The 6,836-nt window shown below is 67.5% G+C and carries 7 protein-coding genes; 6 read left to right on the forward strand and 1 reads right to left on the reverse strand.

All coding sequences use genetic code 11. The annotated features are described in order from the left end of the window. The first annotated feature begins 24 nt into the window (after window positions 1–24). The 5 genes from PY257_RS10650 (at window position 25) to PY257_RS10670 (ending at window position 4,766) form a co-directional block, all read left to right on the forward strand. A complete protein-coding gene (locus tag PY257_RS10650) occupies window positions 25–1,296 on the forward strand; it encodes an ABC transporter substrate-binding protein (protein WP_275741546.1) in 1,272 nt (423 codons plus the stop codon). A 90-nt stretch (window positions 1,297–1,386) separates the two neighbouring features. After that, window positions 1,387–2,310: an ABC transporter permease gene (locus tag PY257_RS10655; RefSeq protein WP_275741549.1), complete on the forward strand. Its 924-nt coding sequence runs from the start codon at window positions 1,387–1,389 to the stop codon at window positions 2,308–2,310. Beyond that, a complete protein-coding gene (locus PY257_RS10660; RefSeq protein WP_275741551.1) occupies window positions 2,307–3,197 on the forward strand; it encodes an ABC transporter permease in 891 nt (296 codons plus the stop codon). The genes PY257_RS10655 and PY257_RS10660 overlap by 4 nt, the downstream gene beginning before the upstream one ends. Further along, the gene (locus tag PY257_RS10665) at window positions 3,194–3,982 is read left to right on the forward strand and encodes a GntR family transcriptional regulator (protein ID WP_419095693.1); all 789 of its coding nucleotides are present in this window, start codon (window positions 3,194–3,196) and stop codon (window positions 3,980–3,982) included. The genes PY257_RS10660 and PY257_RS10665 overlap by 4 nt, the downstream gene beginning before the upstream one ends. 10 nt (window positions 3,983–3,992) lie before the next feature. Beyond that, entirely contained in the window at window positions 3,993–4,766 is a 774-nt protein-coding gene (locus PY257_RS10670) for an aspartate/glutamate racemase family protein (protein WP_275741553.1), read from the forward strand. Window positions 4,767–4,824: 58 nt separating this feature from the next. On the opposite strand, the gene PY257_RS10675 is transcribed toward PY257_RS10670, so the two are convergent. After that, a complete protein-coding gene (locus PY257_RS10675) occupies window positions 4,825–5,745 on the reverse strand; it encodes a recombination-associated protein RdgC (protein ID WP_275741555.1) in 921 nt (306 codons plus the stop codon). Window positions 5,746–5,963: 218 nt separating this feature from the next. On the opposite strand from PY257_RS10675, the gene PY257_RS10680 reads away from it, so the two are divergent. Further along, window positions 5,964–6,479 carry a Spy/CpxP family protein refolding chaperone gene (locus PY257_RS10680; RefSeq protein ID WP_275741557.1) on the forward strand — a complete coding sequence of 172 codons (516 nt, stop codon included), beginning with the start codon at window positions 5,964–5,966 and terminating at the stop codon, window positions 6,477–6,479. Window positions 6,480–6,836: the final 357 nt, after the last annotated feature.

Genomic DNA, 6,836 nt, shown 5'->3' on the forward strand with positions numbered 1-6,836 from the left:
CCCCATCAACAGGAGCAAACCACCATGTCCGACGACACCATCGACCCCACCACCGCCCTGCCGCGCCGCGCGCTGCTCAAGGGCACCGCGGGCATCCTCGCCGCGGGCGTGTTCCCCGCCGTGCACGCGCAGGAAAAACCCGTGCTGCGCTACCTGGGCACGGCGGTAAACCAGGACAAGGACATCGCCGAGAAGTTCAAGGCCGACACCGGCATCACCATCCAGTACGTGGCCGTGACCACCGACGACGTGACCAAGCGCGCCGTCACCGCGCCCAACAGCTTCGACCTGATCGACACCGAGTACTTCTCGCTCAAGAAGATCGTGCCCACAGGCAACCTCAAGGGCATCGACGTCAGGAAGATCAAGAACGCCGGCAAGATCACTCCGCTGTTCACCACCGGCACCGTGGCCGGCAAGGCCGTGGGCGACCAGGGCACGGCGCCCAAGAAGGTGATCTTCCTCGAAGGCGAGCGCAGCAAGGCCTTCGCCAAGGCGCCCACCGAGTGGATGACGCTCATTCCCACCACCTACAACGCCGACACGCTGGGCATCCGCCCCGACCTCATCAAGCGCCCCATCGAAAGCTGGGCCGAGCTGCTCAACCCCGAGTTCAAGGGCAAGGCCGCGATCCTCAACATCCCCTCCATCGGCATCATGGACGCCGCCATGGTGGTGGAGGCCAAGGGCATGCACAAGTACGCCGACAAGGGCAACATGACCAAGGCCGAGATCGACCTGACGATCAAGACCCTGATCGAAGCCAAGAAGGCCGGCCAGTTCCGCGCCTTGTGGAAGGACTTCAACGAGTCGGTCAACCTCATGGCCTCGGGCGAGGTGGTGATCCAGTCGATGTGGAGCCCCGCCGTCACCGCCGTGCGCAGCAAGGGCATCGCCTGCGTGTTCCAGCCGCTCAAGGAGGGCTACCGCGCCTGGGCCTCTGGCTTCGGGCTGCCGGCCACGCTGTCGGGCAAGAAGCTGGACGCGGCCTATGAATTCATCAACTGGTTCCTCGATGGCTGGGCCGGCGCCTACCTGAACCGCCAGGGCTACTACAGCGCCGTGCTGGACACCGCCAAGACCCACATGGAAGCCTACGAATGGGCCTACTGGATGGAAGGCAAGCCCGCGGCGCAGGACATCAAGAGCCCGCACGGCGACGTGATCGCCAAGGCCGGCAGCGTGCGCGACGGCGGCAGCTACGAGCAGCGCATGAGCGGCATCGCCTGCTGGAACGCGGTCATGGACGAGAACGAGTACATGGTCCGCAAGTGGAACGAATTCGTGGCTGCCTGATATACGGCCCGGATCCGCCGCGCCCGCATGCCGGGGCGCGGCGGGGTTTATCGCTATATCTCCAAGGGTAACTTCCGCACGAACCCCGCCATGAACAGCAGCGCCGCCTCTCCCATGCCATCGCCCGCGCCAGCCCCCGGCCACAGCGGGCGCGCCTGGTGGCAGGCGGCGCCGTTCGCGGTGGTGTTCGTGCTTTTTTTCCTGGTGCCCCTGGCCCTGGTGCTCATGGTGAGCTTCTGGGACTTCAACGAATACGAACTCATCCCCGCCTTCACGCTGCGCAACTACGCGGCCATCTTCGAGGGCTGCTCGCACCGGACCGCCAACGGCGACCTCTGCGTCACCATCTCCACCTATCTCTCCACGCTCAAGTTCTGCCTGCTGGTGTGGGCCATCACCCTGGCGCTGGGCTTCGCGGTGGCGTACTTCCTGGCCTTCCATGTGCGCTCGCCGCGCATGCAGACGGCGCTGTTCGTGCTGTGCACGGTGCCGTTCTGGACTTCCAACGTGATCCGCATGATCTCCTGGATGCCCCTGCTGGGCCGCAACGGCCTGGTCAACCAGGGGTTGCAGGGGCTGGGCCTGACCGGCGCGCCGGTGGACTGGCTGTTGTATTCCGACTTCTCCGTGGTGCTGGCCTTCGTGCACCTCTACACCATGTTCATGATCGTGCCCATCTTCAACAGCATGATGCGCATCGACCGCAGCCTGCTCGAAGCCGCCACCGACGCGGGCGCCTCGGGCTGGCAAGCGCTGTGGAACGTCGTCGTGCCGCTGTCGCGCACGGGCATCATCATCGGCTCGATCTTCGTCATCACCATCGTCATGGGCGACTTCGTCACCATCGGCGTCATGGGCGGGCAGCAGATCGCCTCCGTCGGCAAGATCATCGAGGTGCAGACTTCCTACCTGCAGTTCCCGCTGGCCGCGGCCAACGCGGTGATCCTGCTGGCCGTGGTGCTGATGATCATCTGGGGCCTGACCCGGCTGGTGGACATCAGGAAAGAGCTATGACCCCGCGCGAACCCCGTCCCGCCGGCTTCTGGCCACTGGCCATCGTGTTCACGCTGTTCGTGCTGTTCATGTACGGGCCCACGCTCACCATCTTCGTGCTGAGCTTCCAGGGCCCCGAAGGCGGGCTCACCTTCCCGCTGCGCGGCATATCGCTGCACTGGTTCCGGCAACTGGCCGAGGGCCTGGGCACGGTGGACATCGGCGCCGCCATGCGCCGCTCGCTGCTGCTGGGCGCCACCGTGATGGCGCTGACCATCGTGCTCGCGGTGCTCGCCGGGCTGGCTTTCCGCAAGAAGCTCAGGGGCGGCAACGCGCTGTTCTTCGTCACCGTGGCCAGCCTCATCATGCCGTCCATCATCGTGTCGCTGGGCATCGAGCTGCAGTTCCGCCTGCTCGACGGCGGCATCAAGGCCGCGCTGGCCGCCCTGGGCGCGCAGAACGCGCTCGACAACTACGGCACCGCGCTCGGCCTCATGACCTCGGCGCTCGGCGCCCACCTCACCTGGACGCTGCCGTTCGGCCTGCTCATCATGTTCGCGGTGTTCAACCGCTTCAACCCGGCCTATGAAGAAGCCGCGCGCGACCTCGGCGCCACCCCGTGGCAGACCTTCCGCCATGTGGTGCTGCCGCTCATCGGCCCCTCGGTGGTGGGCATCGGCATGTTCGGCTTCACGCTGAGCTGGGACGAGATCGCCCGCACCTCGCAGGCCATTGGCGACGTCAACACCCTGCCGCTGGAGTTGCAGGGCCTGACCAGCACCGTCACCACGCCGGCCATCTACGCACTGGGCACCATGACGACCATCGTCTCGTTCGCCGTCATGGGCTTGGCGCTGGCGCTGGCTTCGGCCCTGGGCCGGCGGCGCCGCGCAGGAAGTTCCACATGACCGTCCCCATCGTCCGCGCACCCGCGCGACAGGCCCGCACATCCGCCGCCATGCCCGCCGTGGCAAGCGCCGGGGCCGCCAAGCAGCCCGCGATCAGCGACGCGGAGATCTACGACCGCATCGTCTCGGCCATCCTCGACCACCACCTGCCGCCCGGCACCAAGCTGGTGGAAGACCGCCTGGCCACGGCCTTCGGCGTCTCGCGCACACGCATCCGGCCCGTGCTGGTGCGGCTGGCCAACGAGCAGGTGGTCACGCTCACGCCCAACCGCGGCGCGGCCATCGCCCAGCCCACCGAGCAGGAGGCGCGCGAGGTGTTCGAGGTGCGCCGCATGATCGAGCCCACGCTGGTGCAGCGCTTCATCGACCGCGCCACCGGCGCCGACATGGCCGCGCTGGTGGCCTGCATCGACGAGGAAGAAGCCGCGCGTGCCGCCAACGACATGCGCCGCGCGATCCGCCTGTCGGGCGAATTCCACTTCCGCATCGCCGAGGGCGCGGGCCACCAGACGCTGCTGCGCATCCTGCGCGAGCTGACCTCGCGCACCTCCCTGATCCTCATGACCTACAGCCCCACCCAGGCGCGCGAGCGCTACGAGGCCACGGCCTGCGGCTGCCGCGAGCACCGCGCGCTGCTCGACGCCATCCGCCTGCGCGACGCGCGCGAGGCCGCGCAGCGCATGGTGGACCACCTGACGCGGGTCGAATCGCACTTGCATTTCCCCACGGCGGAGGCGCCGCAACCCGACCTGATCAGCCTGTTCGGCGCGCCGCAACCCGCCTGAGCCTTTCCCCATGAACGCCCCCGCCGCGCCCGCGCCGCACCGCCTGCTCGTCATCAACCCCAACACCACGGAGGCGATCACGGCACTGCTGCGCCAGCACCTGCACGCCGCGCTGGCGGCACAGGCGGTGCAGGTCGATTCCGTGACCGCGCGCTTCGGCGCCCCCTACATCGCCGACGAGGCCGGCTATGCCGTGGCCGGCCATGCCTGCCTAGACGCCTGGGCCGCGCGGCTGGCCCAGGTGCCAGGGCAGGCGCCCGATGCGGTGCTGATCGGCTGCTTCGGCGATCCCGGCCTGTGGGCGCTGCGCGAAAGCGCCCCCGTGCCCGTGACGGGGCTGGCCGAGGCCGCGTTCACCGAGGCCGCGCGCCATGGCCGCTTCGCCGTGGTGACGGGCGGCGCGCGCTGGCGACCCATGCTGGAGCGGCTGGCCCAGGCGCTGGGCTTCGGCGCGCAGCTCGCGCTGGTACACACCGTGGCGCCCAGCGGGGCCGCGCTGGCCGCCGACCCCGCTGCTGCCCACCAGTTGCTGGCAACGGCCTGCCAGGCTGCCGCCGTGCGCAGCGGCGCGCGCAGCGTGGTGCTGGGCGGCGCCGGGCTGGCCGGCATGGCGGCGCTGGTGCAGCCGCTGGTGAACGTGCCCGTCATCGACAGCGTGGCCGCCGGGGCCCGCCACGCCGCGACGCTGTTCGGCCAGCCTGGCGAACGGGCGCAGGCGGGCTTCGATGTGCCCTCGACGGGTTTGTCAGCGGAGCTGGCGCTGCTGGCTCCGCGGAGCGTCTGATGCTATCGAATTAATAGCTTCTACCGCAGGTAAATAAAGCGCTGGAGGCTGATTTCATCTAGAAATCAGCGCCCCCACCGGCCGCCGCGCCGCGCGGCGTTTCGCCATCGAGCGCGGCGATCAGCTCGGGCAGCAGGCCGCCCAGCTCGCCCGTGGCGATGGCCACGTCGGCGTCGAAGCCGCCGTCCTGGGCCCGGGCGCCCTCGAACACCACATCCTGGAACACGATCTTCTTGAGCTGCAGCCCTTCGGTCAGTACAAAGGACACACGGTCGTCCCAGGTCAGCGCGAGCTTGGCGGGCTGCTTGCCCTGCGCGATGTGCTGGCGGATCTCCTCGATGTCCAGCGGGTGCTTGGAATAGCGCACCACCGCCTTGCTTTCGTCACTGGCCTTCAGCTCGCACTCGCGGTCCACGCTGAAGCCCGCGGGCGGCTCCTGCGTCGTCAGCCATTGCGCCATGGCCGCCTGCGGCGACAGTTGCGTGTCGAGCAGCGCCAGCGACAGGCCGCTGCAGCGCTCCACCAGCGCCGTGGTCACCGCGTCGGCGCGCGACTGGCTGGCCGCGCCCACCACCAGCCAGCCCGCCTGGGCGTCGAGCCATACCGGCACGCTGGCCTGCTTGGTGAACGCCATGGGCAGCAAGTCGAGCCGCGCCTCGTCGCGGATGTCGCGCATCTCCTTCTTGCCGGGCTTACGGCCAGTCTCGGCCTCGATCTGCGCGGCGCGCTCCTCGACCCGGCGCTTGAGCACGGAGGCGGGCAGCATCCGCACTTCCACCATGAACTTCATGATCCACTGCCCGCCCACCGATTCGACCAGTGGCCCGTGGGCATCGCCGCGCGGCGGCACCCAGCCGCTGGACTGTTCCTGCGTGGCGCCGCAGGGCACGAAGCACGCGCCCTGCAAGGCTTCTTCCATTTGCGCGAGCGCCGAGGCCCATCCCGCCGCGATGCGGTAGACGATCACATTCTTGAACACACGAAAACCTTCCCTGGCAGCCAGGCCAGAATACCGGCAAAGGGTCGATTGTCCCTCCTGCCCAGGTGCGCGCCCCCCACATCGCGTGGCGCCATTTGTTCATGCAACTTTACACACCATGACGCGGCACGCACGGGGGCGACACAGACAATGGAGACACTGCTACTGAACCTGGTGCCATGTGCTGCACCGGGGGTTTCTCACGAAAGGAAGCTCTCATGAAACCACTGCAACAACGCCTGGCCATCGCCACCCTTCTCGCCGCCATGGGCGGCACCGCGGCCTTCGCCCAGCCCGCCAACACCGACGCCCCCAAGGGCCCCCCGCCCGCCGGCCACATGCGCCACGACATGCGCCATGGCGACCCGGCCAAGACCGAGGCGTTCATGGCCCGGCGCGAGGCCGCGCTCAAGGAAAAGCTGCAAATCACCGCCTCGCAGGAAGGCGCATGGACCGCGTTCACCACGGCCATGAAGCCGTCCACGCGCCCAGAACCACCCGCGCGCGACGAATTCGACAAGCTCACCACGCCCGAGCGCATCGACCGCCTGCGCGCGCTGCGCTCCGAACACCAGGCCCAGATGGACCAGCGCATGGACGCCGTAAAGACCTTCTACGCAGTTTTGTCACCGGCGCAGCAAAAGACCTTCGACGCCGAATTCCGCCACTTCGATGCGCCACGCAGGCATGGAAACCGCCCGGACGGCAAATCGCCCATGCCGCACAACAACTGACCCGCCACGCCAGCCCTGCAGCCGGCGGATGCCGACATCTTCAAAGGAGGTGCGGCATCCGCCGGCTTTTTCTCGAAAAAATCCGTCCCTGCTGGCAACGTTGTGAACATTTCCAGGACAAGTGGGAACTTATCCACAACCCATGGCAGGTCTGCCATGTTGTCGCCATTCACAGCCGCCTCGCACCATGCCGTACCCACATGCTTGTCGCGCTCGCAACCCCTTGTTCCGCCAGTGAAAACTTGCCTTGTCCACAAATACGGGGCTGCTCTACTATTGCTACTAATTAGAGGGACTTGCAGAATTATTTTTGCCGAAATTCGTCTAAATTTGCTTAAAATTTAAGCAAAATTTCTA

It is taken from the genome of Curvibacter soli, assembly GCF_029211125.1.
In the GTDB taxonomy this organism is placed as follows: Bacteria; Pseudomonadota; Gammaproteobacteria; order Burkholderiales; family Burkholderiaceae_C; genus Curvibacter_A; species Curvibacter_A soli.